This window comes from Sulfitobacter indolifex (assembly GCF_022788655.1).
In the GTDB taxonomy this organism is placed as follows: domain Bacteria; phylum Pseudomonadota; class Alphaproteobacteria; order Rhodobacterales; family Rhodobacteraceae; genus Sulfitobacter; species Sulfitobacter indolifex.
In genome coordinates this window covers 12,501-38,965 of the sequence record NZ_CP084952.1, presented here as the reverse complement: position 1 = coordinate 38,965, position 26,465 = coordinate 12,501, and the positions used below count along the sequence as shown (strand labels likewise).

The following is a 26,465-nucleotide window of genomic DNA, read 5'->3' as shown; positions in this document are numbered from 1 at the left end:
GAGACGATTTATGGCGCACCCAATAATTAGGGGCAATTGTGAGCGGAAGAGACCTCCGCCAGCTATATACAGGCAATAAAAACGTCGCAGTTTTACCGCCGCCACCACGCTCCAGTGAGTTTAGTCTCGGCCTATTTCATTTCCAAAGCAGCCTCTTGAGGCCATAAGGTGCATTCTACCCTCTTTTTCAATGTAAGCGATTTCGTCCCGCCCGCCCAACCGACCCGCCTCTCGTCTGACCGATGACAGATGCTCCCAGCCCCACATCCCAGACCACCCACCACGTCCGGGCAATGGTCTCTTCACCATTCTCTATCATTCTATGCAGACGGCGAGACCAACATCGGTATCGCCGAGACACTCTTTTGCCAGCCCCGTGCTGACGTCACCTCTCAGGTCAGTGCTGACATCAGCGCTCATGTCAGCACTGAACACAGAAAGCGGGGGGTTATTGATCCCGCCTGCCTGCAGCCCACTTCTCCACTATGCGCCGGATCAGCTCAGGCCGGCTGGGCAGATCCTCCTCCACCCGGCGCGCTTCATCTAAGGCTTCTATCAGCGCTGTTGGCATCCGAACCATGACCGGCGCGGTATCTACTTTGGGACGTCCACGTGATTTCATAATATTACTTATTGACAGATTGATTTCTTAGTATCATATATAAACACATGGACGGCGGAGGCGCAACTCCACCGCCCATGCTAACCATTCTGACTACGAGGATATCTTCATGGCTGCTAAAACCTCTACCACCCGTACCCGCGCGACTGAACCGCTCAATCGCCTGATCCGACTCGACCGGCTGGAATTTCGCAAACTACTAGACCTTTATTTTGAAGCCTTGCGGGCCGACTGGCTCCATCACGATACGCGACAAATGTTCGGCACCGAGGCAGCGGCTGATAAAGGTCATACCGCCGCTTCGGCTTGGAGCGCTTGCACAGTATCACTCCTTGCCCTGCACGACATGCGCACCGTCGACCTCGATCTACGCGCGGCCGTCGAGGTGTTGCTCAAAACGTGCCCCGATCAGATGCCAAGCAGTGGGGGCCTCATGCGCTGCGGCACTGAAATGCTCGCCCTCGCAAACAAACACAAACGCAGCGGTTCAGACGTGCTGCCCCTTCTGGACGAGGCTTTTTGTCTGATCGAAGCTTATCACGGCAATCAAGCGCTGATGTCTGCGCAGCGGGCGGCCTGATCCGCGGCAAGCTGGCCTGAGCGCTCTGAGTTGTGGGCTTCAGGCTGCTTCCCATCCCAATTTTACACATCTTCGCACGCCGGGCGCCACGCTCCGTGCCATAGATCATGCCTTTTTTGGGAGACGTTACTTGCGCTATTCGGGCTTGGCCTTAGCATTCTGGTGGTCCTTCTGACGGATGCGGGCTACCTAAGCATTTGGTAGTTAACACTCTCCTTGTCATTTATCGGTGTGGCGCAGGGTACGGTCATCAGCTCAAATCGAACGCTGACGCTTGCAAATGTGCCGCTGGACTATGCGGGGAGCTCAGGCGCCATCATGCAAACCAGGCAGCGCATTGGCACGGCGTTCGGCATCGTCGTGATCACCGCCGCGATGTTTTACGCACTGGCTGCGACGTCTTGGGCGATTGCAAGGGTCGTGGGATTTAGCCTGATCTCGGTCGTGGTTATATTCGCACTGCTCGTGGCTTTCAAAGATCTGCGCGATCGCAGGCGATCTTCCTGATCCAGCGGGACGGAGCATTGCGGGCTGTCTGCGTGGGCAAATCAATGGTTCTGCCAAGACATTCCTGTCCTACGCCTAGTTGCCTTCCCGCAGCTCTGTTAGTACCAACTGTCAAAGCGCAAGGACACCGTACCCTGCTCACCCTTGCCCTACGCCCGTGACACGGAAGTTCGTACAACGTCATGCATTGCATTTACCTCGCACCCCAGAGCTTCCGACTGTCCGAAGCGGGGCGCTTTGAATGAGAACCGCCCTTGTTACCGGATCATCCGGATTCATCGGATATTTCGTGTCTCTCGCTCTGCTGAGGTCGGGCTGGCATGTGATCGGGCTCGACAGCATGTCGGACTACTATGACGTCGAGCTAAAGCTGAACCGTCAATCTCAACTCTGCGAATATGCGCAGTTCAGCGTCTTGAATGAAAAGCTGGAAACCCCGCAAGCGCTGATGACCCTGTTCAAAGAGCACCGCCCGGATGTTGTCATACATCTGGCCGCGCAGGCTGGCGTGCGCCATTCCATTGATGATCCGCGTGCCTATCTGGACGCCAATCTCATCGGCACATTTAAATTGCTAGAGGCCGCCCGCGCCTTCCCGCCTGAGCATATGCTGCTGGCGTCGAGTTCGTCCATCTTTGGTGCCAATAGCCAGATGCCATACAAAGAGGCGGATAAGGTCGATACGCAGATGTCCTTCTATGCGGCGACCAAGAAGGCGACTGAAAATATGGCGCATTCCTATGCCCATCTTTACACTCTGCCCACGACCATGTTCCGCTTTTTCACGATCTACGGTCCTTGGGGCCGCCCGGACATGGCCTATTTTAAATTTACCAAGGCCATCCTAAGTCGCGAGCCAATCGACGTTTACAATCATGGCAAGATGCAACGCGATTTTACCTATGTCGACGACCTGATCCGCGCGATCATGGGGCTGATCGATGTCCCCCCCGATCCGACCAGCCCGGTGCCGGGCGATAGTGTTTCACCTGTTGCTCCGTTTCGAACCGTTAACATCGGAAATGCCTCTCCGGTTTCCCTGATGGACTTCATCGCCGCGATCGAGGCTGCCTGTGGGCAAGAGGCGATCAAGACATTCCACCCAATCCAACCCGGTGATGTGCCCGCCACATGGGCAGATACCACGTTGCTACAAACTTTGGTCGGCAAGCAACATTCCACGCCAGTCGGCGAGGGGTTGCAGCATTTCGTAGACTGGTACCGCGACTTCTACAAAATGTGAGCCAAGCAAAGGGTGCGGTTGTCGCCGCATCAATGTATTTTAATGTTGAGCAACACGCATTCCGAATACAGCATATCGATCTCGGATGGGTCCAACAGCCCATGTTGGCAGTATCTGGGTGTCGCGAACTCCCTGACCTCATCACAGACAATCCCGTCCCGCGCGAAACGACGATCTAGGGAAAGGATGGCGGCTTCTGAAGGCAAGACCGAAGCCGCAATTTGCTTTGCATAGCGGGCAAAGAGGGATTGATCGGCGAGATACATGATTTCATGGGTCACAAAGTCATCGTGCTTTTTCTGAGGGTAGATGACCATCGTGCAGAGCCCCTCATGCGTTTCCACCGAGAGAAACCTGAGCCGCAACCCCTGATGATCTGCGATAATACGACGGTCTTTTGCAGGCAAACGATCGCCCAAAGACGAGGGGTCCTCATGGACGTCGAAGCCCGCATCTTTCGACGGATGCCAGACCAGACGCTCGCGGTCCAACTCCCTCAGCCCCGCCTTTTCCAAGACATTGACCGCCGCCTTTGCGCTGGAAAAGTTCGTCACCGTTACATCCGGGTCAAGAGTCGCCAAAGCCATCATCTTTTTGCCGACCCCCTGTCCCCGATAGTCTTTGAGCACATACCATGACGTCATATCTGCCGTGGTTCTCGGCCCGTTCGAGGTTTGACGCTCGGCATAGACCAACCCCAAAACCCCGATCAGCTTGCCGTCATCGCGCACGGTGATGGCATAGCGCCCCTCGGGGCCGCACCATCTTCCGGCCAGCAAGGCGCGCCAGCTTTCAATGCCCCATTTCGCGCGGACGAAAACAGCGTTCATGAATTGGGCGACTTCCTCCCGTTCGGCGGGGGACGCATAGGCAATATCTAACATTTCGTGCTCATTTTATCAGGCTGTCTAACGATATCCATCGGGTCGCCGCGTTATGCATCAGTCGCGACATAAGCGCTTCCATGAAACGCCATGTGTCTTTGTCAGTTTGCAAATGATGGCTAACAAATCCGGTCGGCTCGTGCCGATATGCGTGTTCCAATCGACGCTTGCGCAGGTGGTGCACGCATTGCTCCAGAGTCTTCTCTACGCCTGCAAACTTTGCGCCTTCTTTCCAGCGGATAGGATCGATGTGACCGTTGAAATGCTGCAAGTCCGTAATGGGCTCAGGATCGGGACGTGCGTCAAACCCCGAAAACGCGGCGTATCCCCACACTGGCAAGTAGGGCAAGACCTTCTCGCCAATCCGGTTCCACGGCGGAACGAAGACAGGCAGCAAGTTCGGCAAACGCGCCAATTGCATCCGCCGCCACCCTTCGCGAAGATCCTTTTCGATCAACGCCAGATCGCGCAACTTGCCCACTTCGGACGCGCGGGTGCCTTTGGGTTCGTGGTTTTTATGCGCATATCCATGTTGCAGCGTGTAAACCTGTGGCGAGGCCGATAGGCGCTCGGCAAGTTTGACATCTATGGCGTGGGGGATAACCGCCAAATGCAACGGCGCGTCAAAGCGCTCTGACAGGGAGATCAGCCTTTCTAATGGATCTGTGCATGCTTCCGTATCATCGTCGCGCCACCAGAATGTTGGCGTCTCACCCTGCGAGGACCATTTTCCGAGCTCTTCGTCTAATTCTGCCCAGGTCGCCAAAAGCTGACCCCCTTCAGGTGTAACTTCAGCGCCGATTGAACCATCCAAGCGCCTCAATGTACACTCACTTTTCCCCGCATTCCCTCTATGTTGCGGCCAACATTGAATAAAGTGCCCCCAACACAGTCGCGGCACTGGACGCTTCTCAGTAAATCGGCTTCACTCTTTTGCAGACCGCGCTATCGCGGGTATGGAATGGGACACCGATGACACCTCTGTTGGAAGTTGACGGGCTGACGATCGGGTTTGGCAAAGCCGATCCGGTGGTGCGCGATGTCAGTTTTTCCATACGCTCCGGTGAAACGCTCGCGTTGGTCGGCGAAAGCGGTTCTGGCAAAACCCTAACCTGTCGCAGCGTGCTGCGCATCCTCCCCGAAGCCGCTCAGATCCGAAGTGGCAGGATCGTCTTTGCCGGGGGCGACGCGCCAGTAGATATGCTGAGCCTGCGCGAACCAGAAATGCGCCAGATCAGGGGTGACCGCATCTCGATGATCTTCCAAGAACCGATGCGCTCCCTCTCGCCACTGCACCGACTGGGCAACCAAGTGGCGGAGGTGCTGCGCTTGCACCGCTCTATGGGCCGATCAGAGGCAAAGCGGACGGTGCTTCAGAAATTCGAACGCGTAGGGTTCATGGAACCTGAGCGGATTTGGCGCAGCTATCCCTTTGAGTTGTCAGGCGGGATGAGGCAACGCGCGATGATCGCGATGGCAATGGTGGCTAAGCCTAAGCTGTTAATCGCGGACGAACCTACGACAGCACTGGACGTGACAACGCAGGCGCAGGTGCTAGGGCTGATCAAGACGTTGCAAGCGGAAACCGGGATGGCGGTTATCCTTGTTACGCATGATTTGGGCGTCGTGGCGAATATGGCCCAGCATGTGGTTGTCATGAACGGCGGCCGTGTCATGGAAAGCGGCTCCGCGCCGGAGGTTCTGGGTCATCCTGAACATGGCTACACGCGCAAGCTCTTTGCCGCCGCCACGATGATCCCCGAGGTCGCAGCACCTGCTCGCGAGGTCCCCCATAAAGATCTGATCCTCGAGATGCGGGGCGTCGACAAAACCTTCGCTCTGCGCGCCGGAGGCTGGCGCAAACCAACCACCGTGGCCGCTTGCAAAGATGTCAATCTGCAAGTGGTAAGAGGCAAGACCCTGGCCGTGGTCGGCGAAAGCGGATCGGGCAAGACCACCTGTGCACATATGGCATTGGGCGCCGTGCTGCCTGATCCCGGCGGCGAAGTGCTGTTTTATTCCGAACCAGGTGCCCCACCCCTGCCCGTTCACAGCATGTCGGCATCGCAACGCAGCGCTTTTCAAAGACAAGCACAGATGGTCTTCCAAGACCCATATTCCTCGCTTTCGCCAAGGATGCGTATTGGGGCGGCATTGACGGAACCACTGGAAATCCACGGCATCGGGTCGCGCGCCGAGCGGCGCGACAAGGCGGCCGCGATGCTGAAACTGGTCGGTCTCAACCCCGACATGATGACCCGCTATCCACATGCCTTTTCGGGCGGCCAGCGGCAACGTCTTTCGATTGCCCGTGCCCTAACGCTGGACCCCAAACTCCTGATCTGTGACGAGCCGACTTCCGCATTGGATGTATCAGTGCAAGAGCAGATTTTGAAGTTGCTGGAGGAAATTCGCGATCGCGCCTCATTGAGTTATCTGTTCATTAGCCACGACCTAGCCGTGGTGGCGCGCATTGCTGACGAGGTTATCGTGATGCGAGCCGGCGTCATTGTCGAACAAGCCCCCCCTGAGACGCTGTTTTACGATCCTCGCCATCCCTATACCAAGGCGCTGATAGCCGCCCAGCCGGAACCGGATATCGCCAGACCTATCGATCTTGAACTGGTCGCCAAGGGGGCCGGTGCGCCCTCAACTTGGCCAGAAATGTTCCGCATCGACGGCGGGGTTGCTCCGGCTTTGCAAAATGTGGGCGACGGTCACATGGTCCGTTGTCATGTCTAAGCTGCTCGCCATGCTGCTGTGTCTGGCAACCCCAGCTTGGGCCATGCCAACATTGCAGGAAACCGCCTTTTGGGCTTCGAAAGTGGAGGAAGGCGATCTGCCCCCGATTACCGAACGTCTGCCCGATGTGCCCTTGATCGTTGATCTTGAGGCCAAAGGCCGCAGCTATGGCACCCAAGGCGGCACATTGCGCACCTTAGGGACGCGGTCAAAGGATGTGCGTCTGATGTCGGCCTACGGCTATGCACGGCTGGTTGGCTATACGTCGGATTACACACTCCTGTCCGATATCCTCCGCGATGTTGAAGTGTTTGAGAACCGCAAGTTCACATTACATCTGCGCCCCGGTCACCGCTGGTCTGACGGGGAGCCCTTCACCTCGGAGGATTTTCGCTATTGGTGGGAGAATGTGGCACAGGACCCCGACATCACGCCCTCCGGCCCGCCGGACTTTATGTATGTTGATGGCGAGTTAGGCACGGTTGACTTCCCTGATGCCTATACCGTCGTTTTTGAGTGGCCCGCCGCCAACCCGAATTTCATACCCCAATTGGCGCAGGCCAGCCCCCCGTTCATTTATCGGCCAGCGCATTACCTCAAGCAGTTTCATCAGCAGTTTACCGCCCCCGGTGCGCTTCATACCGCGATCATTAGTGCCCGCGTTAAGAGTTGGGCTGCGCTGCATAACAAACGCGACAACATGAGCAAGTTCGACAACCCAGAACAGCCGACCTTGCAACCCTGGGTCAATGTCACCGAGACCGGCACCTCACGGCAACTGTTTGTCCGCAATCCATATTACCACCGCATCGACGCCCGAGGTGTGCAACTGCCCTATATCGACAGGGTCGAAATGACGATCGCGACCGGCGGTCTTATCGCGGCAAAGGCCAATGCGGGTGAGACGGACCTTCAGGCGCGTGGCCTCGATTTCCCCGATATCTCGATCCTCAAAAAGGGCGAAGCGGATGGCGGCAACTATCGCACGCTGCTTTGGGAGAACGGGGCTGCAAGCCAAATCGCCATCTATCCCAACCTGAACTTTACCGACCCGGTTTGGCGAAAGGTCATGCGCAATGTGCGCTTCCGCCGCGCGCTTAGCCACGGCGTTGACCGGCATATGATTAATCGCGCGCTCTATTTTGGGCTGGCCAAAGAAGGGGGTATGACAGCACTTTCGCAAAGCCCCCTGTATGATCCTGAGAACCTTTCGGCCTATTCGGAATATTCTCCGACCATAGCCAACGCCTTGCTGGATGAGATGGGCCTGACTGAGCGCACTCAGGCCGGGATCCGCAAACTGCCCGATGGCCGTCCTATGGAATTCGTGGTTGAAACAGCGGGCGAGCGGCAAGAGGTTGAAAACGCGCTCGCCATCCTGACCGACACGTGGCGCGAATTGGGCATTAAGTTGGTGATGCGCCCGCTTGATCGCGACATTCTTCGGAACCGGGTTTACGCGGGCCTTAGCATGGCATCTGTGTGGTTCGGCTGGGACAATGGATTGCCCACGGCCCAAACCTCTCCGATGTATCTCGCGCCGACCAATCAGGAATTTTTCGCTTGGCCTATGTGGGGGCAATATTACCAATCCAAGGGCGAGTTGGGGGAGGAACCACAGGGCGCAGCAGCCAAAAGCCTACTCGCCTTGGCAGACCGCTGGAATCGCGCAGATGACGATCTCGCCCGCGCATCCCTGTGGCGCGAGATGCTGCGCATCCATGCCCAAGAGGTCTATGCCATTGGCCTTCTTTCAGAAGCGCCCCAGCCTGTGGTCGTATCAAAGCGGTTGCGCAACGTTCCCGAACAGGGGGTTTGGGCCTATGAACCGGGTGCGCATTTCGGTGTTCACCGTATCGACGAGTTCTACTTTGGCGAACCGTCGGAGCAGGTTATCCAATGATGTTCCTCCGCTATGCCGTTTACCGCTTTTTCACGATGTTGCTGACCCTGCTGGTCGTCTCGGTCCTCGTCTTTGTGATCATCAATTTGCCGACCGGTGATTACCTGTCCAACCAGATCGCCGAATTGCGTGCCACCGGTCAGGCTGAAGGCGTGGCAAAGGCTGAATTTCTACGCGCCGAATACGCGCTCGACCGGCCATTGTGGGAACAATACCTAATCTGGGTCGGCTTCGCCCCCGGACCGCAGGGTTTTTCCGGCCTGATACAAGGTGATTTCGGCTGGTCCTTCGAATTTGACCGCCCCGTGGGTGAGATCGTCGGGGATGCCTTGTGGTTGACGGTATTGGTCAATCTTGCGGCTGTGCTTTTCGTCTATGCGGTGGCACTGCCCTTGGGTGTGCTTGCTGCCGCGAAATCTGAGACATGGGCCGATTATACAGCAGGTTTTGTCGGGTATCTGGGCCTTGCCACACCAAATTTCCTGTTGGCGCTGATCTTGTTCTACTACGGCCATAAATACCTCAACCTGCCGATTGGTGGGCTGATGGACCCAGCTTTTGAGGGCGCACCGATGTCATGGCCGAAGGTCAAGTCGATCCTATTGCATATGATCGTCCCGACCTTTGTCATCGGTACCTCAGGGGCTGCTGCGATGATGCAGCGTCTGCGCGCCAATATGCTGGACGAATTAAGCAAACCCTATGTTGAAACCGCCAAAGCCAAGGGCATGGCGCCCACGCGGCTTTTGGTGAAATACCCGCTGCGCGTGGCGTTTAATCCCTTCGTCGCAGATATCGGAAACCTGTTGCCCGCGATGGTCTCAGGCTCGGTCTTGGTTTCTGTGGTTTTGGGTTTACAGACGATCGGCCCTTATTTGCTGACAGCACTGAAGTCGCAGGACCAGTTTCTGGCGGGCTTTGTGTTGATGTTCGTGGCCCTGCTGACACTGATCGGCACGATGATCTCTGACATGCTACTGGTGCTGCTCGACCCGCGGATTCGCTATGGAGGGCGTCGCACATGAGCACGCAGCCCTCCAACCGTTTTGTAGATACCGAGCCTTGGGTCGATACATCTGATTTCTCGGCACCCGAACGCAAAGAACTGGACGCGCCTGCTTGGCTGTTGATGTGGCGCAGTTTCCGCCGCCATAAGCTTGCGCTTATCTCCGGCATTTTTCTGCTCTGCGCCTATCTAGTGCTGCCCATCGCCGGTTTCATCGCGCCCTATACGCCAAACGAACGCAACCCAGATTATCTTTACGCCCCGCCGCAGAGCATCAACCTGTGGCACGAAGGCGCTTTCATTGGTCCTTTTGTCTATCCGATCACTGCTGAGGCCGATCTGGAAAACTTTCGCTGGACCTATACCACCGATGAAACCCAGCCCCTGCCGCTCAAGCTTATTTGCGAAGGGCAAAGCTACAAGCTCTTTGGGTTGATCCCGTCAGATACGCATCTTTTCTGCCCTCCCGATGGCGCAAGCTTATTCCTATGGGGATCTGACCGCTTGGGCCGCGATGTGTTCAGCCGCATTCTATACGGCGCACAATTGTCTTTGACGGTGGGGCTGATCGGCATCTCCGTGTCCTTCGCGCTTGGCATTACATTCGGGGCAATGGCGGGCTATTTCGGAGGTAAGACGGATTGGATTCTCAACCGCATCATCGAAATACTGCGCAGCCTGCCCGAATTGCCGCTTTGGCTCGCGCTCTCTGCTGCGGTCCCCTCTAGCTGGGGTCCGGTGGCCGTATTCTTCATCATATCAATCATTCTGGGCATCCTCGATTGGCCCGGACTAGCGCGATCGGTGCGCGCGAAATTCCTGTCCCTGCGCGAAGAGGAATATGTAAAGGCCGCCGAGATGATGGGGGCTAAACCGGGGCGTGTCATTCGCCGCCATTTGCTGCCAAACTTCATGTCCCACTTAATTGCCAGTGCGACGCTATCGATACCTGCGATGATCCTTGGTGAAACGGCGCTAAGCTATCTTGGGCTGGGCCTGCGCGCGCCTGCGGTAAGTTGGGGTGTCATGTTGAACGACGCTCAGAACCTCGCCAGCATTGAGATCTACTGGTGGACGGCAATTCCGATGCTGCCGATCATCGTAGTGGTCTTGGCATTCAATTTTCTTGGCGACGGGCTGCGTGCCTCTTTGGACCCTTACAAAAGTTGATCCGAGGACCGGCATTCTGAACCGCCTTAGCGATCATCGCCGCCGTTGTCGTCCTGATCGCTACCATCCAGCAAGTCCTCATCAAGCGAGGCGTGGGCTGCCGCCGCGATCTTATGTTTTTGTGCGTCGGTGAGATCGTCTGCCTGCGCATCGGCCAGCCGCACAGTCACCTCGCGATGCGCAAATTTGATGGCTTCACGCTCAAACAGGTTGCGGATTTCCTGATAGACCTTCTTGCGCACCAACCACTGATCCCCCGGCTTGGTCATGAATTTCACCCGGATGATCATCGCACTGTCTTGCATCTCAATAACACCTTGAGATTTCAAAGGCAGGATGAAGGCTTCTCCGATTTCTGGATCAGTTAGGAGGTCCTGACCCAGCTTCTTAATCAGCTTGCGCACCTGTTCAACATCGGTGTCATAGGTTACCCGCAATGGCAGCTTCATCATCACCCAGTCGCGGGAGTAGTTGGTGATCACCTGCAATTCGCCAAAGGGGATGGTGTGCAAAGCGCCTAAGTGGTGACGAAGCTGGAAAGAGCGCACCGAGATTTTCTCAACCGTGCCTTTGACATTGCCAACGTCGAGATACTCACCTTTCCTGAAAGCATCATCGAACAGGAAGAACGCCCCGGCAAACACATCCCGTACCAGCGCTTGGCTGCCGAAACCGATGGCGATGCCAATAATCCCGGCACCGGCAAACAATGGACCGACATTTACGCCGATCTCCATAAGGACAATCAGCAGAATAGAGACAACCACAAGGATCAGTGTGAAGTTACGAAACAACGGCAGCAGGGTCGCAAGTCTGCTGGCGCTGGAGCTTCCGCCTTCGTCGCCCGGTTCCACCTCTTCATCATCGGTTATCTCATCCGCGATCTTGCTGTCGATCCAGATGCGAAAGGCATGATAAATCACATAGCCGATGAAAATGACGACCAAGATATCCAAGAGCTGATTGGCAAAGCTCTCGATCATTTCTGCGCCGTCGTTATCCCAAATATAGAAGAACGCATAGGTGCCAGCGACAAAGGACAATATGCCCGATACTCGGCGTGCCAGTTCTTCAAATGTGTTCAATGACCGTTGCGGCATCACGTCAGTTGCCAATACCGTATCGTCAATCTCTGCCGATTGATCACCCTCAGGGTCTTGGCCAGATGCATCGGTCGCGCTTTGCGCTTCCCTTTCGGCGTTTAGCAGTCGCAGCCTGCGGGTTCCGGTAAAGCTGCGTTCAATCCCGAAGTTTATCAGCCCATAGACTACTATAATCGTGAGCAAAATTCCATAGGCGCCTGCGATCAAGGGGACCGAGCTGGGCTTACCTAGAACGAGGTCGATCGTCAGTTCGAACCAGGCAAAAATGACATAGATAAAAACGGCGGGCACCCATGCACGCGATAAAAAGCGCACGGTGGTCGAAGTTTCCTCTGGCGGTTTGCCATGACGAAGCGCGTGGCTGATGGCACGACGGTTAACCAGCACCAGCAGAATGTTCAGCAGCACCAAGGTAGCTGACATGACCGAGGCAAAAAAGGCATAGGCATCGTAGTTCAGCCCCAGTTCTCCAATCCAGAAACCGAATAAGATGGCACAGACTTCGCAGGACGCCAAAAACCAGAGCCAAAAGTGCAACTGTTTGGCGTCCCGATCGCTAAGCGCTGGAATGCGGTATTGCGCAAGGAAGGGCGACAGGATCATGCGCCACAGGATGGCGACAACGCGGCAGGTAAAATAGCCGATATTGATCAGGGATACCGTGAATTGCATCGCTGTGTCAGTCAGTGGGTCGAAGATTGAGGCGCCAAGAACATAGGCCACCGCCATCGACACAAGCACGCCGCCCAGACCGACGACAAAGCGAAGCGCGAGAAAGGGGATTTTTTCGGAATAGCCTTCGGGGTTCTTGCTGATACGCTTGGCGACCAGTCTTTTCATCAAGTATTTGCCGTAAACCTCTCTTTCTACAATAGCGCCCACACCGAACATCAGCAGGCTTAGCACCAGCGCCATTCCAAAGGCCCGAAGTGTTCCGTCCGGGCTAGAGGCGCGTAGAATGTAGAGGACTTCGTTGAACGCCACCGGGAGTGTCACCACCCGCTCAACAAGAGCATCACGGAATTTTGAGATGCGGTCTTGCAGGCCCAACATGGATGACGGACTGCCCTTATCGGTCACTTCCGTATCCGGTGCGGGAGTGACGCTCGAAGTCGGAGCAGTACCGTCGAGACTGGCGTCAAGGTCAGTCGAGCTGCGCCGGTCAGCATCCGAATCGTCGGTTGCTTCTACAGGGTTCGTTCCGGGGAAGAGCGAGCCGAGGCCTTGCGACTGGCCTGCGTCCGGGAGGATCGAAAGCAGTGCGAAACAGAGAAGGCTGATGAGGAATATGGCGCGCATGTAGTCCCCAATAAAAACAACCTAACTCCCTATTAGGCTATGCCAGCAATCGACCTATTGCAATTCTAGCGGTGTCAAACTATCTGAAATGCGCGCGGCAAACCACTTTTTGTCCGTGACACACTGCGCGCGGCCCGGACTGATACAATCCCAAGGATACACCGTTGCTCCGCGATGCTACTGATACCCGAATTGCTGTTCTGGGCCTTGGTTATGTTGGTCTGCCGCTGGCGCTGGCGCTGGCCAGAAACGGATTCGATGTTACCGGCTTTGATACGAGCAACGCAACGGTCACTGCGTTGCGCGAGGGCCGTGACCCCAACGGCGAAGTTTCTGACGACGCTGTCGCAACCAGTTCCGCCACTTACACCCATACGGCTGCGGATCTTGCGGGATGCAGCGTTTTTATCATTGCCGTCCCAACTCCGATCACCGACGCCAAGGCGCCGGACCTTAACCCGATCCTGAACGCCTGTGTCACCATTGCCCCCCATCTGACCGATGGTGCCTTGGTAATTTTGGAAAGCACGGTTTATCCTGGTGTTACCGAGGAGGTTTGCGGGCCAGCCCTCGCTGCTGGCAGCGGGCTTGAACCCGGACGCCAGATCAAACTGGCCTATAGCCCCGAACGGGTAAACCCCGGCGATGCCGAACATTCGATGGAGAATGTTGTCAAGATCATCGCCGCGCAGGATGCTGAGACCCTTACCCGTGTCGAGGCGATCTATGCGCCAGTGGTCAAAGCCGGGCTTCACCGCGCGTCATCTATTGCGACTGCGGAAGCGGCCAAGGTCATTGAAAACACCCAACGTGATCTGAACATCGCGCTGGTCAATGAATTCTCGCTGATCTTTTCGCGACTTGGCCTTGATACATTAGAGGTGCTTGAGGCGGCAGGCACCAAGTGGAACTTCCTACCCTTCCGCCCCGGTCTGGTGGGCGGACATTGCATCGGGGTTGATCCCTATTACCTGACCTACCGTGCGGAGCAGTTGGGCTATCACCCCCAAGTTATCCTCGCAGGCAGGCGTATCAACGATCAGATGGGCGCCCATGTGGCGCAGATGCTCGTGAAAGCGATGCTGAGCCGCGACATCGGCGTGCGCTGCGCGCGGGTTTTGGTCTTAGGCTACACCTTTAAGGAAAACTGCGCTGACACCCGCAACACGAAGGTGGCCGATATCGTGTCCGAGCTTGCCGCCTATTCCGTGGGCGTCGACGTATATGATCCTTGGGTAGGGGCAGACAGGTTAACCTCTGAACACCGTGTCAACGGCATAGAGACACCCGAAGACGGCGTTTATGATGCTGTGGTCGTGGCGGTGGGGCATAAGGAATTTGTCGAGATGGGCTCCGATGCTCTGCGCAATCTGGGGAAATCCGGAGCGGTATTGTTTGACATCAAGGGTATTTTCGGAAAATCCGGTAGTGACTTGCGGCTTTAAGGGCGGTGGATATGGACGAACGCGCGGAACAAGAAGCTGCCCAACAACACCGTAAGAACATGCGGCCGCGCCGGATCATGTTCTACAGCCACGACACTTTCGGACTAGGCCACCTGCGGCGTTCACGCACCTTGGCCACGGCACTTACCCAAAGCGACCCCCAGACATCCGCCATTATCCTTACCGGTTCACCAGTTGCTGGGCGCTTTACGTTTCCCGAGCGTGTCGATCATATCCGGCTGCCGGGGGTGACGAAACTGTCTGATGGCAGCTATGTCAGCCAGACCCTTGGCGCTGGTATCGAGGATACAACCTCTCTACGTGCGGGTCTGATCCAAGCCGCGATAGAACGCTACGAACCTGACCTGCTGGTGGTGGACAAGGAGCCGACAGGGTTTCGCGGGGAGTTGCTCCCCTCTTTGCAAGGGCTGCGCGAACGCGGGCATACCCGCACCGTACTTGGTCTGCGGGACGTGCTGGATGAACCAACCGCCCTCGCGTCCGAATGGGAACGCAAAGGCGCCACACGCGCTGCCGAGGAGCTCTATGACGAGATCTGGGTATACGGCATGCGCGAGATGTACGACCCGACCAAAGGCCTACCCCTGTCCCAAGACGCGCGTTCGAGAATGCATTGGACCGGATATCTGCGGCGCGAATTCGCAGTGGATGTCGAAGTGCCCGACAGCCCCTATATCCTGATCACCCCGGGCGGCGGCGGCGATGGGGCGGCGATGGTGTCACTTGTCCTGTCGGCCTATGAGGAAGACCCGACATTAGAGCCGAAAGCGGTACTGGTCTACGGGCCTTTCCTCTCTGGCGAGCTGCGCGACCGCCTTGAAGCGCGGGTGGCCAAACTGAATGGGCGGGTCACAGCAACCGGTTTTGACAGGCACATCGAAGCGCTTTTTGTCGGCGCTGAGGGCGTAATTAGCATGGGTGGCTACAACACCTTTTGCGAGGTGCTGTCCTTTGACAAACGCGCCGTCATCGTCCCGCGCACGACCCCACGTCTGGAACAATGGCTTCGCGCTAGCCGTGCTGAGGAAATGGGCTTGGTGCGCATGTTGGAAGAAACCCGTGACGGCATGACCACGCGGGCGATGATCGACGCTATCCGCAATCTGCCGCAGCAGAACAAACCTTCTGAGGCAGGCGCGAATGACCTGCTGGGCGGGCTTGATACCGTGATCGCACGGGCCGACGCGCTGATGAATAATATGGGACCACAATGACCAAACCCCGCCTTGCCGTCGTCGTAAAGGGATGGCCCCGCCTTTCGGAAACCTTCATCGCGCAGGAACTTGTGGCGCTGGAGGAAGCGGGTCTGGATCTAGATATCTGGTCACTCCGCCACCCCACCGACACCAAGTCACATCCGCTGCACGCCAGATTGCAAGCGCCGGTGCGCTATCTGCCAGAGTACCTTAGGGATGAGCCGCGCCGGGTCGCTCTGGCTATGGGCGCGGCAGTCTCTTTGCCCGGTTTCGACGCCGCAGCCGAGGCCTACGCCCGCGATCTGGCCCGCGATGACACGGCGAACCGACGGCGCCGGTGGGGGCAGGCCTGTGTCATGGCCCATGAAATGGCGCAGGATGTCGGCGGGCTCTATGCCCATTTTCTGCATACGCCTGCCTCCGTTGCGCGCTATGTCGCGATTTTGCGGGGCCTGCCGTGGTCCTTTTCGGCCCACGCCAAGGACATCTGGACGTCACCTGATTGGGAACTGCGCGAAAAGCTGTCGCCAGATCACCACGGCGCGACCTTTGGCGCGACCTGCACTGATTTCGGCGCGAAGCATCTCCAAGGGCTGGCCGACAGCGCAAAGCGCGTCAGCCTCGTTTATCACGGCTTGGACCTTTCCCGCTTCCCTGCTCCGGCAGATCGCGCTGCGCGCACCAATGGCAGCCCGCTCAGGATCATGTCGGTCGGACGGCTGGTGGAGAAGAAAGGCTTCGACAACCTGATTGATGCGCTGGCGTTGCTCCCCGAAAGCCTCGACTGGCACTGGACCCACATTGGCGGTGGCACGTTGGATGCGAAAATGCGTCGCCGCGCAGCCGACCGGGGGATCGCAGACCGTATCACTTGGCAGGGCGCTTGCGACCAGTTGGAGGTGATCGAAGCGATGCGCGGCAATGATCTCTTCGTGCTGCCCTCACGGATTGCGGAAGATGGTGATCGAGATGGCCTACCGAATGTCCTGATGGAAGCCGCGAGCCAGAAGCTGCCCATTCTAAGCACGCCGGTGTCTGCAATTCCGGAGTTTATCGAAGACGGCAAGCACGGTTTACTTCGCAGCGACGACCCCAAGATGCTTGCACAAACCATCGCAGAGTTCGCCGCGGACCCGTCGCTCGGCCCCCGTCTGGCCGACGCAGCGCATCAGCGTTTGATCCAAGATTTCACCATGGCGCCCGGCATCGCACAGCTCCACCACCGCCTGCATGCGATGCTTGAGGCATGACCCTCGCTTTTTATGCTCCCATGAAACCCCCAGATCATCCGGTGCCATCGGGAGATCGCTCTATGGCCCGCGCATTGATCCAAGCGCTGGAGACGGCGGGGCATACAGTCACACTCGCCAGTAGGTTGCGCAGTCGCGATGGCGCAGGAAATGCAGTGCAGCAACAGGAGGTCATCGCAAATGCCAATGCCGCGCTGCCCGGCCTGATTTCGCGCGGGCATGCTGAGGGCTGGAATGCTTGGGTGACATACCACAACTACTACAAAGCCCCTGATCTGATTGGCGCTTCGGTCGCGCAGGCACTGGACATACCCTATTTGCTTATCGAAGCGACACGCGCGGCCAAGCGGTTAACCGGGCCGTGGGCGCAATATGCCAACGCCGCCGAAGCGGCCTGCGATCTGGCCGACGTCATCTTCTATCTCACCAGCCGAGATGAAGCAGCCCTGCGAAGAGACGCGCCACCAGCGCAGAGCCTGCTTCACCTGCCGCCCTTTCTGAACAGCAACACCCTGCCCGCTGAAACCTTTGCCCCAGACGGGCCGATCTTGAGCGTGGGTATGATGCGCAAGGGCGATAAACTAGCATCCTACCGCATCATTGCCGAAACACTTGCGATGCTGCCAAAGGATACATGGCGACTTGAGATTGCGGGAGATGGCCCTGCAGAGGGCCAAGTCAGGGCGATGATGGCGCCCTTTGGCGACAACGTTAGGTTTTTGGGCAATCTAAGTACTGCGGACCTCAACGCAGCCTATGCCCGTGCGGCGCTGATGTTCTGGCCGGGCGTGAACGAAGCCTTTGGGCTCGTCTATCTAGAGGCGCAGGCCGCCGGGCTGCCGATAGTGGCCCAGAACCGACCGGGTGTGCGAGAAGTGTTGTCCCCCGAACCATATCCATCGGTAGAAGCCGGTCCCGCCGCGCTCGCCAAGGAACTATCACGGCAGTTGGGCGATCGAGAAGCACGGCGCACCAAAGGGCGTGCGGCGCGCGAGTATGTCGCTGAAAACCACCTGTTGCCCGCTGCCGTCACAACCCTGCGCCGGGGTCTTGCCAGTGTAGGTGTCCACTGATGTCCCGTCTGGCCCTTTTGCGCCACGGCCACACCGCGTGGAACCGGGAGGGGCGAATACAGGGGCGCACAGATGTGCCGCTGGACGATGCTGCGCGGGCGCAATTGCAGCAGTTGCACCTGCCCGCCCCTTGGGATCGCGCCCCCATCTGGTCCAGCCCCCTCTCACGTGCGGCGGAAACCGCCAAAATTGTGAGTGGCCGCCCTCCTGCGGCGGACGCCGCACTTATCGAGATGGATTTTGGCCAATGGGAAGGCAGCCGGGGCGAAGACCTTTTCGCGGACGGTTCCTCGGGTTTTCGTCACATCGAAGATTGGGGCTGGGCGTTTTGCCCGCCGGGGGGTGAAAGCCTCATCGCAGTGAAAAACCGCCTGAACCGGTGGGTCGAGGGGCTGACGACAGATGCGGTTGCGGTCTGTCACATCGGGGTGATGCGGGTGTTGATGTCGCAGGCGACAGGCTGGGACTTCGCCGGTCCCCCGCCCTTTCAGATCAAGCGCAATCGACTTTATGTCATTGAGATAAAGCGAGACGGCTGGCAGCTAGAGCCCGGTTTCACGCGCTTGGTGGCGCGTTGCTCATGAAGGTGATGATTGTCGTCACTCATCTTTTAGGCTCAGGCCATCTGGCACGCGCCTTGATCCTTGCTCGAGCGCTTCAAGACGCGGGCCATCGCGCGACTGTGGTGTCAGGCGGCATGCCGGTGCCCGTGCTGGACCGTGGCGATGTCCCGTTGGTGCAACTCTCGCCGCTGCGGTCGGATGGGGTGAACTTCACCCAGTTGCTGGACGACAGTGGCGCACTGGTTGAGCAAGAGACGCTAAACGCCCGCAAGGCTCTGCTTCTGCATCAGTTCGATAAGATTCGGCCCGACGTGCTGATAACTGAACTCTACCCTTTCGGACGCCGTGTCCTTCGGGACGAGTTTACCGCTGTGTTAATGGCTGCTGATAAGCTGGCCGACCGTCCGTTGATCTGCGCCTCTGTGCGCGACATTCTGGCACCACCCTCTTCGCGGCAAAAAGCCGATAAAACCCATAGTGTTCTGGCGCGCTACTACGATGCGGTTCTGGTTCACGCCGATCCGCAATTCATGCCGCTCGACGCGTCTTGGCCGGTTCCTGACGCGCTTCGGTCAAAGTTGCACTACACAGGGTTTATGGCCCCGGCTGATACAACACCCCACCGCCAAACGGCTGGCGAAGGCGAGGTTATCGTCAGCGCAGGGGGCGGTGACGTGGGGGCGCAGATTTTCGAAACGGCACTGCGCGCTGCGCAGTCTGACGCGCGGGTTTGGCGGGTATTGGTTGGTGGCGCACAGGCAGAACAACGCATTGCCCAATTGTGCGCAAACGCGCCCGCCAATGTCATCGTCGGAGCAACGCGACCCGATTTTCGGGCGCTGCTACATCACGCTGCGGCCTCCGTTTCGATGTGCGGATACAACACCGCGATCGACGTCTTGCAGGCAGGCTGTAGGTCCGTCTTCATTCCTTTCGATGCGGGGGCCGAGGTTGAGCAAACCATCAGGGCGACCGCGCTTGCCAAGTTGCCGGGCATCGAAGTTTTGCGCAGCGCCGATCTCACGCCGGATAGCCTCCTGAGCGCTCTTCGCGTCTTGGAACATTCGCCCGACCGCGCGCCAGCAACCGACGGCTTTGACGGTGCGCGGGAGACAGTTCGACGTGTGGCGTCGCTACGAGAGCAGGCACCATGACAGTTGACTGGTCCCCTTTGCGCACAGAGTTATTGCGCTACCGGACAGAGGGGCGGACCCTGCCGATTTGGTGGCGCGACGACGATGCGACCGCGCCCACGCCCGCGTTGGACCGATTGCTGAACATGAGCGCGGAGCTCGACCTACCCGTCCATATTGCCGTGATCCCCAAGGGAGCTACGCCCGAGCTTGCCGAAATTGCCGCTGCCACGCGCTTGATGGTGCCGGTCGTCCACGGCTGGGCGCATGAAAACCTAGCCCCCCCTGGTGCAAAGAAGGCCGAGTTCGGTCATCCCGATGCGCGTGCAGGCGCCAAAACCGAGGCCGCATTAGCACGTATGCGCCAGCTTTTCGGTCCTGATGTGCTGGCGATGTTCGTCCCGCCTTGGAACCGGATTGACGCAACGGTAGCTTCGGGCCTTGCCGCGCAAGGCTATGTCGCCCTCTCGACCTTTACGCCACGCAAGCGCGAACGCTGCGCGGGGCTGACGCAGATCAACACACATGTCGACCCGATCGCATGGCGTGCGGGCGGCGGGTTGGTCCCCCCTGAGGCGCTCATCGCCAAGACGGTCACGCTTTTGCAAGACCGACGCGAAGGCCGCGCCGACTGCACCGAACCCTTGGGGTTTCTCACGCACCATCTGGTTCACGACGAAGCGATCTGGGACTTTGCGCGGGGGTTCTTGGCCGAACTGCTCGACGGCGGCGCCAAACCCAGTCACTTCTAGGTGAACCACTTGACCTGCCTTGGATTTTCGTAGCTAAGGCCTTTTTCCAAGCGCTTGACCAATCGGCCATGCCTTGCGCCGAAAAAATCGCTATACATCTCTGACCTTAGAATAACGGATGGCCTTAATGGATAAGAGCCTCTTTCAGTTCATCTGGAAAAACTCAAAGCGGGATCAGCTCCTATTGCTTGCCATCACCCTGCTGACGTTCCCCTTGCTTTATATCTCTCTGGAGTTGCCCAAGCGCATTATCAACGATGCGATTGGCGGCACCGGCGCGGATATCGATGTGCTGGGTTTCACGCTGAGCCAAGTGGATTTCCTCATGGTTCTCTGTCTCGCCTTCCTATCGTCCGTGCTGGCGAATGGATTGCTGAAAATGCGGCTCAACACAATGAAGGGGGTGCTGGCCGAGCGGTTGCTGCGGCGGTTCCGGTTTCAGCTTTTGTCGCGGATGCTGATGTTTCCCCGCCCCTTCTTTCGCTCAACCAGCCAAGGCGAGCTGGTGTCGATGGTCACTTCCGAGGCCGAGCCGATGGGCGGGTTGATGGGCGATATGCTGTCGCAGCCTGTGTTTCAAATCGGGCAGATGCTCACGATTTTGGTGTTCCTCTTCGCCCAAAGCGTTTGGTTTGGGCTGGTGTCCATCGCGCTCATCCCCTTGCAGGCATGGATCATCCCAAAATTGCAGCGCCAAGTCAGCTTGCTTAACAAAGAGCGCATTCAAGAAGTGCGCAAACTGGCCGGCGAGATTGGCGAGACCGCAGCAGGGGTCAGCGACATCCGTAGAAATGGCGGCGCCCGCCACAGGATGTCCCTCTTCTCCATGCGTCTTGGGTTTTTGTTCAGCATCCGGCTGGAGTTGTACAAGAAAAAGTATTTCATGAAGTTTCTCAACAACTTCATCAATCAGTTGACCCCGTTCTTCTTTTACTCGGTCGGGGGGTATCTGGCGATCACCGGGGACATCACCGTCGGCGCGCTTGTCGCGGCACTGGCGGCTTATAAAGACCTGTCATCACCTTGGAAAGAGGTGCTTGCCTATTACAACCAAACCCAAGATATGTCCCTGAGATGGGAAGTCGTCACCGAAAAATTTGCGCAGAATTCACTCGTCGACGAAGCGCTGTTTGAAGGTACCCCCGACACGATCCCACAACTGGATGGCGATATTGAGCTGCGCGATGTCACGGTGCTGAATGAAAATGGCTTTCCAGTTCTCGAAGATATCAACCTTGTGATGCCCAGAGGGGCGCGCATCGCGATCAAGACCCAGAATGAGACCGCGGCGCTCGCGCTTGCGGATGTGCTAACCCGCGAGGTCATCCCCTCGCGCGGTGAGGTGCTGATCGCCGGGCACCCGCTGAATGAATTGCACCAGACTGTCATTGCCAACAAGATCGGCTATGCCAGTTCAACGCCCTATATCTTTCAGGGAACCATCGGCGAAAACCTGTTGATGCCGTTTAAAAACAAGCCGGTCGCTGTCGACGCCCTGCTGGATGAAGTGGCACTGTGGCAGGCGGAAGCCGCGCTTACAGGCAACAGCACCGACCCATTTGACACCGACTGGATCGAACCCGGTTTTGCCGGTTTGAAGAGTTCGGACGAAATCCGCGATTGGTGGTTTCGCTTGGTCGAGGCGATGGGCATTGATGATTTCATGGTGCGGCGGGCCTTGAGTTTTTGCATCGACCCGAATTCACAACGGGAGTTGGCAGACGCAATTGTTCGGCTCCGTCCGGTGATCGCCGAACGGCTGGCTGAGGCCGGGCTGAACGACATCGTACATAGCTTTGACCCTGCCAAATTTAGCCCGGTATCGCCCTTGGGCACGAACCTTCTCTACGCTTTGCCGACCCGGAAGCTGCCGCAGGAGTCTTTGGCTCAGGAAGAAAAGTTCATTACGATCCTGCGTGCACATGGCCTCGTCGAAGAGTTGGCTCAGATTTCCGCCGGTGTGATCGAAGGGCTGACCGCGACCTTTGGGAAAGAGGATCTGAACCACCCGCTGTTCCGGCGTCTTAACCTGTCAGAGGAGCTGTATCTTCGTCTGGGCGAGATCGCAGCAAAGCGACGCGAGGTCGGCGACGCCGGGCTACCCCCAGCAGACTTTGCCCTGTTGCTGACCGTCCCCTTCGCATTCTCCGCCGAGCAGATTGGCCCCACTTTCCGCGATGTTTTCAGAGAGCGAATTCTTGATATCCGGCGCGAAAGCGCCGCGCAGATGGTCGCTGAACTGGATGGGCTGTTTGAGACAATCGATCCGGCAAAATACTTCCCGGTGATGACTGTTTTGGGCAATGCGATATTTGGACGGATTTCAAGTCTGGCCGGTGCGCAGGAAAAGCAAGTTGAAGACATTGTTGTCGACGTACTCAGCGAACACGGCCTGCGCGGTTTGATCGCACAAAGCATATTTGATCTGCCCACGACCCAAGGGGGCGAAAACCTCCCCTCTATGTTCCGCGAGCGGATTTCTTTCAGCCGTGCCGGGATCAAGAAACCGGATGTCCTGATCCTACAAAACGCGATGGCCAATCACGATAGTGACATGCGTTCTAGAATGCGGGAGCGGATCAGTGAACTGCTCCCTGACGCCACAAAAATCTTTATCGAGAAGAAATTCTCCAACCCCGAATACTACGATCTCTTCGTTGAAATCCAAGACGGTCGCATAGACGGCGAAGCGCCAGAGGACGAAACACTAGACGAGGATGCGCGCCGGGATTTGAACCGCAAGCTACGCACCGTTGCCGAAGCTGACCTTTTCCAAGGGTTGGACCGCAAGCAGCAACGCCTCTTGGCCTTCAGCGCGCAATGGTATGAAGCAAAGGCCGGGCAGGTGATCTTTAAGTCCCATCAAAAGGCCGACGCTGCCTATTTGTGTGTTTCGGGGCTGGCAGGGATGTATTTGTCAGAATCCGAAACATCCAACATCCTTTTGTCTACAATTGAACCCGGTCGTCTGATTGGCGATCTCGCCGTTCTCATGAACGAAGACCGGACCATGCATCTGGTCGCTATCGAAGACAGTAAGTTCTTGCGCATCGGCGGGCGGGAGTTGTTGGCGGTGATCGAAAACGATGCGGCCGTGGCAACAAGTCTGCTGCGCTCCGTAGCCAGCCACCTTACGGGCGCTGAACAAACATTGCGGAAAACCCGGCTGTTTGCAGTCGAACAAGGAGTGGATTTGACAGAGCTAGATGCGCGGACACTGGATCGGCGATGAAGGCTCCGACTAGAAGCGATCGAAACTGCTTGGGAGCGCGACTTCAGGAACCCGGAAATCGACAGACAGAAAAGAAGCGCCCGCGTCCAGTGGCCACAGACCTTTCGCCTTTAACTGATGCCACCATCTGTAAACCTGCTGTCTGCTTACATCGCAGCGCTGAGCTACCTGCGTGACCGCAGCTCCATCTATCCCAACAGACGAAACGATCAATAGCTTTTCATCATCACTCCATCGCCGCCGTCGCTCGAAACCAAGAATTTCGTACCGCATGACACCCTCCGCATAAGCTACGTCGCTATGCACGTATCTTAAGTCACCACGCGGAAATCAGGCAGGCGGTTTCAACCGCGCGGTTACGGTAAAACCGGGGCGGTTCAATCACCATCCGCAGCCTCAAGAAGCGCAGAGATGCATCTGGCAGCTCGAAGACTATCTACAGTTCCCGACCGCATCCACGACCACAAGATCAACAAGCTGGATGAATTGCTGCCGTGGAACTGGAGGGCGTTGCCACAATAAGCCGGCATCAGGCCGCGTGAACCGCGGTATCAAAGGCGTGGTTACTAAGATGGGTTCGTTCTCGCATTCCTGATCACACCCTACAACGTGTCCCCGGGCCACCGCTTACGATGAAACCGCTTGACGAGGGCGTCGCGTCCTGACTCAATGACGCCTGTTAGCCAACCTGCCCGAGGGCGCGAAATGGTTGCCCGCGATGCCGAGAAATGCTTGTCCGAGATCACGCGAAATCACTGCCCAACGTCCACGAAATGCGCTATCAACCGCGCGGTTACGACAGAAGTTCCGGGCCAAGTGCTTTTTACCACTGTGTCTTTTGTCCATTACCAGGGACCGTAAGAGAGATACTGATGTGAGGAACTTATTAGGTTTGGCGATGACCTACTCTCCCACGTCTTAAGACGCAGTACCATCGGCGCTACGGCACTTAACGGCTGGGTTCGGGATGGGACCAGGTGTTTTGCTCGCGCTATGATCACCAAACCAAATAAATTCCTCACGCGCTTTGCGCTGATGCGCAAAGCGTTGTTAATTCCAAGTCAAGTACAACTGATTGTATGTGTATGCTTTTGATTGATAAGTTGAAGTCTTGCTTCTACTGGATCAAATCAAGCCTATCGAGCAATTAGTACCAGTCAACTGAACGTGTTACCACGCTTACATCTCTGGCCTATCGACGAGGTGGTCTACCTCGGCTCTCAGGGATACCTTGTTTTGAGGGGGGCTTCCCGCTTAGATGCCTTCAGCGGTTATCCTGTCCGATCATAGCTACCCAGCACTGCTATTGGCATAACAACTGGTCCACCAGTGGATCGTTCACCCCGGTCCTCTCGTACTAGGGGCAACTCCTCTCAAGTATCCTACACCCACGGAAGATAGGGACCGAACTGTCTCACGACGTTCTAAACCCAGCTCACGTACCTCTTTAAACGGCGAACAGCCGTACCCTTGGGACCTGCTCCAGCCCCAGGATGAGATGAGCCGACATCGAGGTGCCAAACACTGCCGTCGATATGGACTCTTGGGCAGTATCAGCCTGTTATCCCCGGCGTACCTTTTATCCGTTGAGCGATGGCCCTCCCACTTGGGACCACCGGATCACTATGGCCGTCTTTCGACTCTGCTCGACTTGTCAGTCTCGCAGTCAGGCTGGCTTCTGCCATTGCACTCAACGAGCGATTTCCGACCGCTCTGAGCCAACCTTCGCGCGCCTCCGTTACGATTTAGGAGGCGACCGCCCCAGTCAAACTACCCGCCACACAGGGTCCCGGAACCGGATAACGGTCCGCGGTTAGACATCAAGCAGAACAAGGGTGGTATCTCAAGGGAGGCTCCACCGAGACTGGCGTCTCGGTTTCAAAGCCCACCACCTATCCTGCACATGTTCGGCCTAATGCCAGTGTGAAGCTGTAGTAAAGGTGCACGGGGTCTTTCCGTCTAACCGCGGGTAACCGGCATCTTGACCGGTAATTCAATTTCGCTGAGTCTATGTTGGAGACAGCGGGGAAGTCGTTACGCCATTCGTGCAGGTCGGAACTTACCCGACAAGGAATTTCGCTACCTTAGGACCGTTATAGTTACGGCCGCCGTTTACCTGGGCTTCAATTCAGAGCTCTCACCCCTCCTTTTAACCTTCAGGCACCGGGCAGGCGTCAGACCCTATACGTCGTCTTACGACTTCGCAGAGCCCTGTGTTTTTAATAAACAGTCGCCACCCCCTGGTTTGTGCCCCCAGCCTCTAGTTGCCTAGAAACCGGGCCTCCTTCTCGCGAACTTACGGAGGTATTTTGCCGAGTTCCTTCAACATAGTTCTCTCAAGCGCCTTGGTATTCTCTACCTATCCACCTGTGTCGGTTTAGGGTACGATCTAGCGATGGAGCTATTTCCAGGGACCTCTAAGCAGCCCATTCAATCCGATAAGGATGAACTACCCTCGAGATCCGTCACTTCCATCTGGCCCAGGAATATTAACCTGGTTCCCATCGACTACGCCTTTCGGCCTCGCCTTAGGGGTCGGCTTACCCTGCTCAGATTAGCTTTAAGCAGGAACCCTTGGATTTTCGGCGAGAGTGTCTCTCACACTCTTTGTCGCTACTCATGTCATCATTCTCACTAGTGATCTCTCCACCGGATCGCTCACGCGCCAGCTTCACAGAAAGCTCCTTGTGTCCAACTCACCCCGAAGGATGATAAGGACACATGGAACTATGTCACACTAC

The 26,465-nt window shown here is 57.1% G+C and carries 20 protein-coding genes and 2 rRNA genes (1 of these 22 only partly in view); 15 read left to right on the top strand and 7 right to left on the bottom strand.

Annotation, left to right across the window (positions count from 1 at the left end; all coding sequences use genetic code 11):
• Nucleotides 1–448: 448 nt before the first annotated feature.
• Nucleotides 449–571, bottom strand: coding sequence for a ribbon-helix-helix protein, CopG family (locus tag DSM14862_RS16210; protein ID WP_243254556.1), 123 nt, complete (start codon nt 569–571; stop codon nt 449–451).
• A 160-nt stretch (nt 572–731) separates the two neighbouring features.
• Between DSM14862_RS16210 and DSM14862_RS16205 the strand changes: the two genes are divergently transcribed.
• From DSM14862_RS16205 to DSM14862_RS16195, 3 genes are all read left to right on the top strand, one after another.
• Complete coding sequence (locus tag DSM14862_RS16205) at nt 732–1,202, top strand: hypothetical protein (protein WP_243254510.1); 471 nt, start codon at nt 732–734, stop codon at nt 1,200–1,202.
• A gap of 216 nt (nt 1,203–1,418) precedes the next feature.
• Nucleotides 1,419–1,709, top strand: a complete 291-nt coding sequence (locus DSM14862_RS16200) for a hypothetical protein (protein WP_243254509.1) — start codon at nt 1,419–1,421, stop codon at nt 1,707–1,709.
• A 241-nt stretch (nt 1,710–1,950) separates the two neighbouring features.
• Nucleotides 1,951–2,952 (top strand): SDR family NAD(P)-dependent oxidoreductase, encoded by a 1,002-nt coding sequence (locus DSM14862_RS16195; protein WP_243254508.1) that lies wholly within the window; start codon nt 1,951–1,953, stop codon nt 2,950–2,952.
• Between the two features lie 29 nt (nt 2,953–2,981).
• Here the strand turns inward: DSM14862_RS16195 and DSM14862_RS16190 are convergent, their stop codons facing one another.
• The gene (locus DSM14862_RS16190; RefSeq protein WP_243254507.1) at nt 2,982–3,836 is read right to left on the bottom strand and encodes a GNAT family N-acetyltransferase; all 855 of its coding nucleotides are present in this window, start codon (nt 3,834–3,836) and stop codon (nt 2,982–2,984) included.
• 7 nt (nt 3,837–3,843) lie between these two features.
• Nucleotides 3,844–4,602: a polysaccharide deacetylase family protein gene (locus DSM14862_RS16185; RefSeq protein WP_243254506.1), complete on the bottom strand. Its 759-nt coding sequence runs from the start codon at nt 4,600–4,602 to the stop codon at nt 3,844–3,846.
• Nucleotides 4,603–4,808: 206 nt separating this feature from the next.
• Here DSM14862_RS16185 and DSM14862_RS16180 point away from each other — a divergent pair, with 206 nt between their 5' ends.
• The 4 genes from DSM14862_RS16180 to DSM14862_RS16165 are packed head-to-tail and all read left to right on the top strand — an operon-like array spanning nt 4,809 to nt 10,657.
• Nucleotides 4,809–6,578, top strand: coding sequence for an ABC transporter ATP-binding protein (locus DSM14862_RS16180; RefSeq protein ID WP_243254505.1), 1,770 nt, complete (start codon nt 4,809–4,811; stop codon nt 6,576–6,578).
• The gene (locus tag DSM14862_RS16175; protein WP_243254504.1) at nt 6,571–8,481 is read left to right on the top strand and encodes an ABC transporter substrate-binding protein; all 1,911 of its coding nucleotides are present in this window, start codon (nt 6,571–6,573) and stop codon (nt 8,479–8,481) included. Before DSM14862_RS16180 ends, DSM14862_RS16175 begins: the two co-directional genes overlap by 8 nt.
• Entirely contained in the window at nt 8,478–9,506 is a 1,029-nt protein-coding gene (locus tag DSM14862_RS16170; protein WP_243254503.1) for an ABC transporter permease, read from the top strand. The genes DSM14862_RS16175 and DSM14862_RS16170 overlap by 4 nt, the downstream gene beginning before the upstream one ends.
• Nucleotides 9,503–10,657, top strand: coding sequence for an ABC transporter permease (locus DSM14862_RS16165; RefSeq protein ID WP_243254502.1), 1,155 nt, complete (start codon nt 9,503–9,505; stop codon nt 10,655–10,657). The genes DSM14862_RS16170 and DSM14862_RS16165 overlap by 4 nt, the downstream gene beginning before the upstream one ends.
• A gap of 26 nt (nt 10,658–10,683) precedes the next feature.
• Here DSM14862_RS16165 and DSM14862_RS16160 read toward each other — a convergent pair whose 3' ends face one another.
• A complete protein-coding gene (locus DSM14862_RS16160) occupies nt 10,684–13,059 on the bottom strand; it encodes a mechanosensitive ion channel family protein (RefSeq protein WP_243254501.1) in 2,376 nt (791 codons plus the stop codon).
• A 164-nt stretch (nt 13,060–13,223) separates the two neighbouring features.
• Here DSM14862_RS16160 and DSM14862_RS16155 point away from each other — a divergent pair, with 164 nt between their 5' ends.
• The 8 genes from DSM14862_RS16155 to DSM14862_RS16120 all read left to right on the top strand — a co-directional run bounded on the left by DSM14862_RS16155 (nt 13,224) and on the right by DSM14862_RS16120 (nt 23,724).
• Nucleotides 13,224–14,504, top strand: a complete 1,281-nt coding sequence (locus DSM14862_RS16155) for a nucleotide sugar dehydrogenase (protein WP_243254500.1) — start codon at nt 13,224–13,226, stop codon at nt 14,502–14,504.
• An 11-nt stretch (nt 14,505–14,515) separates the two neighbouring features.
• Nucleotides 14,516–15,739: a glycosyltransferase family protein gene (locus tag DSM14862_RS16150; protein ID WP_243254499.1), complete on the top strand. Its 1,224-nt coding sequence runs from the start codon at nt 14,516–14,518 to the stop codon at nt 15,737–15,739.
• Nucleotides 15,736–16,971 (top strand): glycosyltransferase family 4 protein, encoded by a 1,236-nt coding sequence (locus tag DSM14862_RS16145; RefSeq protein WP_243254498.1) that lies wholly within the window; start codon nt 15,736–15,738, stop codon nt 16,969–16,971. The genes DSM14862_RS16150 and DSM14862_RS16145 overlap by 4 nt, the downstream gene beginning before the upstream one ends.
• A 62-nt stretch (nt 16,972–17,033) precedes the next feature.
• The gene (locus DSM14862_RS16140) at nt 17,034–18,044 is read left to right on the top strand and encodes a glycosyltransferase family 4 protein (RefSeq protein ID WP_243254497.1); all 1,011 of its coding nucleotides are present in this window, start codon (nt 17,034–17,036) and stop codon (nt 18,042–18,044) included.
• Entirely contained in the window at nt 18,044–18,628 is a 585-nt protein-coding gene (locus DSM14862_RS16135; RefSeq protein ID WP_243254496.1) for a histidine phosphatase family protein, read from the top strand. Before DSM14862_RS16140 ends, DSM14862_RS16135 begins: the two co-directional genes overlap by 1 nt.
• Complete coding sequence (locus DSM14862_RS16130; RefSeq protein WP_243254495.1) at nt 18,625–19,761, top strand: glycosyltransferase family protein; 1,137 nt, start codon at nt 18,625–18,627, stop codon at nt 19,759–19,761. The genes DSM14862_RS16135 and DSM14862_RS16130 overlap by 4 nt, the downstream gene beginning before the upstream one ends.
• Nucleotides 19,758–20,492 (top strand): polysaccharide deacetylase family protein, encoded by a 735-nt coding sequence (locus DSM14862_RS16125; protein ID WP_243254494.1) that lies wholly within the window; start codon nt 19,758–19,760, stop codon nt 20,490–20,492. The genes DSM14862_RS16130 and DSM14862_RS16125 overlap by 4 nt, the downstream gene beginning before the upstream one ends.
• Nucleotides 20,493–20,619: 127 nt before the next feature.
• Nucleotides 20,620–23,724 carry an ABC transporter transmembrane domain-containing protein gene (locus DSM14862_RS16120; protein ID WP_243254493.1) on the top strand — a complete coding sequence of 1,035 codons (3,105 nt, stop codon included), beginning with the start codon at nt 20,620–20,622 and terminating at the stop codon, nt 23,722–23,724.
• A 9-nt stretch (nt 23,725–23,733) separates the two neighbouring features.
• Here DSM14862_RS16120 and DSM14862_RS16115 read toward each other — a convergent pair whose 3' ends face one another.
• The 3 genes from DSM14862_RS16115 to DSM14862_RS16105 all read right to left on the bottom strand — a co-directional run.
• On the bottom strand, nt 23,734–23,997 hold the full coding sequence (locus tag DSM14862_RS16115) for a transposase (protein ID WP_243254492.1): 264 nt from the start codon (nt 23,995–23,997) through the stop codon (nt 23,734–23,736).
• A 617-nt stretch (nt 23,998–24,614) separates the two neighbouring features.
• Nucleotides 24,615–24,729 (bottom strand): 5S ribosomal RNA (gene rrf / locus DSM14862_RS16110).
• A gap of 121 nt (nt 24,730–24,850) precedes the next feature.
• Nucleotides 24,851–26,465: ribosomal RNA gene (locus DSM14862_RS16105) — 23S ribosomal RNA — on the bottom strand (it continues 1,219 nt past the right edge of the window).

Excerpts from the sequence above, each read along its gene's own strand:
- DSM14862_RS16130 (WP_243254495.1), top strand. The coding sequence starts at position 18,625 with ATGAAGGTGATGATTGTCGTCACTCATCTTTTAGGCTCAGGCCATCTG.
- DSM14862_RS16170 (WP_243254503.1), top strand. The coding sequence starts at position 8,478 with ATGATGTTCCTCCGCTATGCCGTTTACCGCTTTTTCACGATGTTGCTG.
- DSM14862_RS16120 (WP_243254493.1), top strand. The coding sequence starts at position 20,620 with ATGGATAAGAGCCTCTTTCAGTTCATCTGGAAAAACTCAAAGCGGGAT.
- DSM14862_RS16195 (WP_243254508.1), top strand. The coding sequence starts at position 1,951 with ATGAGAACCGCCCTTGTTACCGGATCATCCGGATTCATCGGATATTTC.
- DSM14862_RS16190 (WP_243254507.1), bottom strand. The coding sequence starts at position 3,836 with ATGTTAGATATTGCCTATGCGTCCCCCGCCGAACGGGAGGAAGTCGCC.
- DSM14862_RS16165 (WP_243254502.1), top strand. The coding sequence starts at position 9,503 with ATGAGCACGCAGCCCTCCAACCGTTTTGTAGATACCGAGCCTTGGGTC.
- DSM14862_RS16180 (WP_243254505.1), top strand. The coding sequence starts at position 4,809 with ATGACACCTCTGTTGGAAGTTGACGGGCTGACGATCGGGTTTGGCAAA.
- DSM14862_RS16145 (WP_243254498.1), top strand. The coding sequence starts at position 15,736 with ATGACCAAACCCCGCCTTGCCGTCGTCGTAAAGGGATGGCCCCGCCTT.
- DSM14862_RS16150 (WP_243254499.1), top strand. The coding sequence starts at position 14,516 with ATGGACGAACGCGCGGAACAAGAAGCTGCCCAACAACACCGTAAGAAC.
- DSM14862_RS16135 (WP_243254496.1), top strand. The coding sequence starts at position 18,044 with ATGTCCCGTCTGGCCCTTTTGCGCCACGGCCACACCGCGTGGAACCGG.
- DSM14862_RS16205 (WP_243254510.1), top strand. The coding sequence starts at position 732 with ATGGCTGCTAAAACCTCTACCACCCGTACCCGCGCGACTGAACCGCTC.
- DSM14862_RS16140 (WP_243254497.1), top strand. The coding sequence starts at position 17,034 with ATGGCCCGCGCATTGATCCAAGCGCTGGAGACGGCGGGGCATACAGTC.
- DSM14862_RS16160 (WP_243254501.1), bottom strand. The coding sequence starts at position 13,059 with ATGCGCGCCATATTCCTCATCAGCCTTCTCTGTTTCGCACTGCTTTCG.
- DSM14862_RS16210 (WP_243254556.1), bottom strand. The coding sequence starts at position 571 with ATGCCAACAGCGCTGATAGAAGCCTTAGATGAAGCGCGCCGGGTGGAG.
- DSM14862_RS16115 (WP_243254492.1), bottom strand. The coding sequence starts at position 23,997 with ATGCGGTACGAAATTCTTGGTTTCGAGCGACGGCGGCGATGGAGTGAT.
- DSM14862_RS16175 (WP_243254504.1), top strand. The coding sequence starts at position 6,571 with ATGTCTAAGCTGCTCGCCATGCTGCTGTGTCTGGCAACCCCAGCTTGG.
- DSM14862_RS16125 (WP_243254494.1), top strand. The coding sequence starts at position 19,758 with ATGACAGTTGACTGGTCCCCTTTGCGCACAGAGTTATTGCGCTACCGG.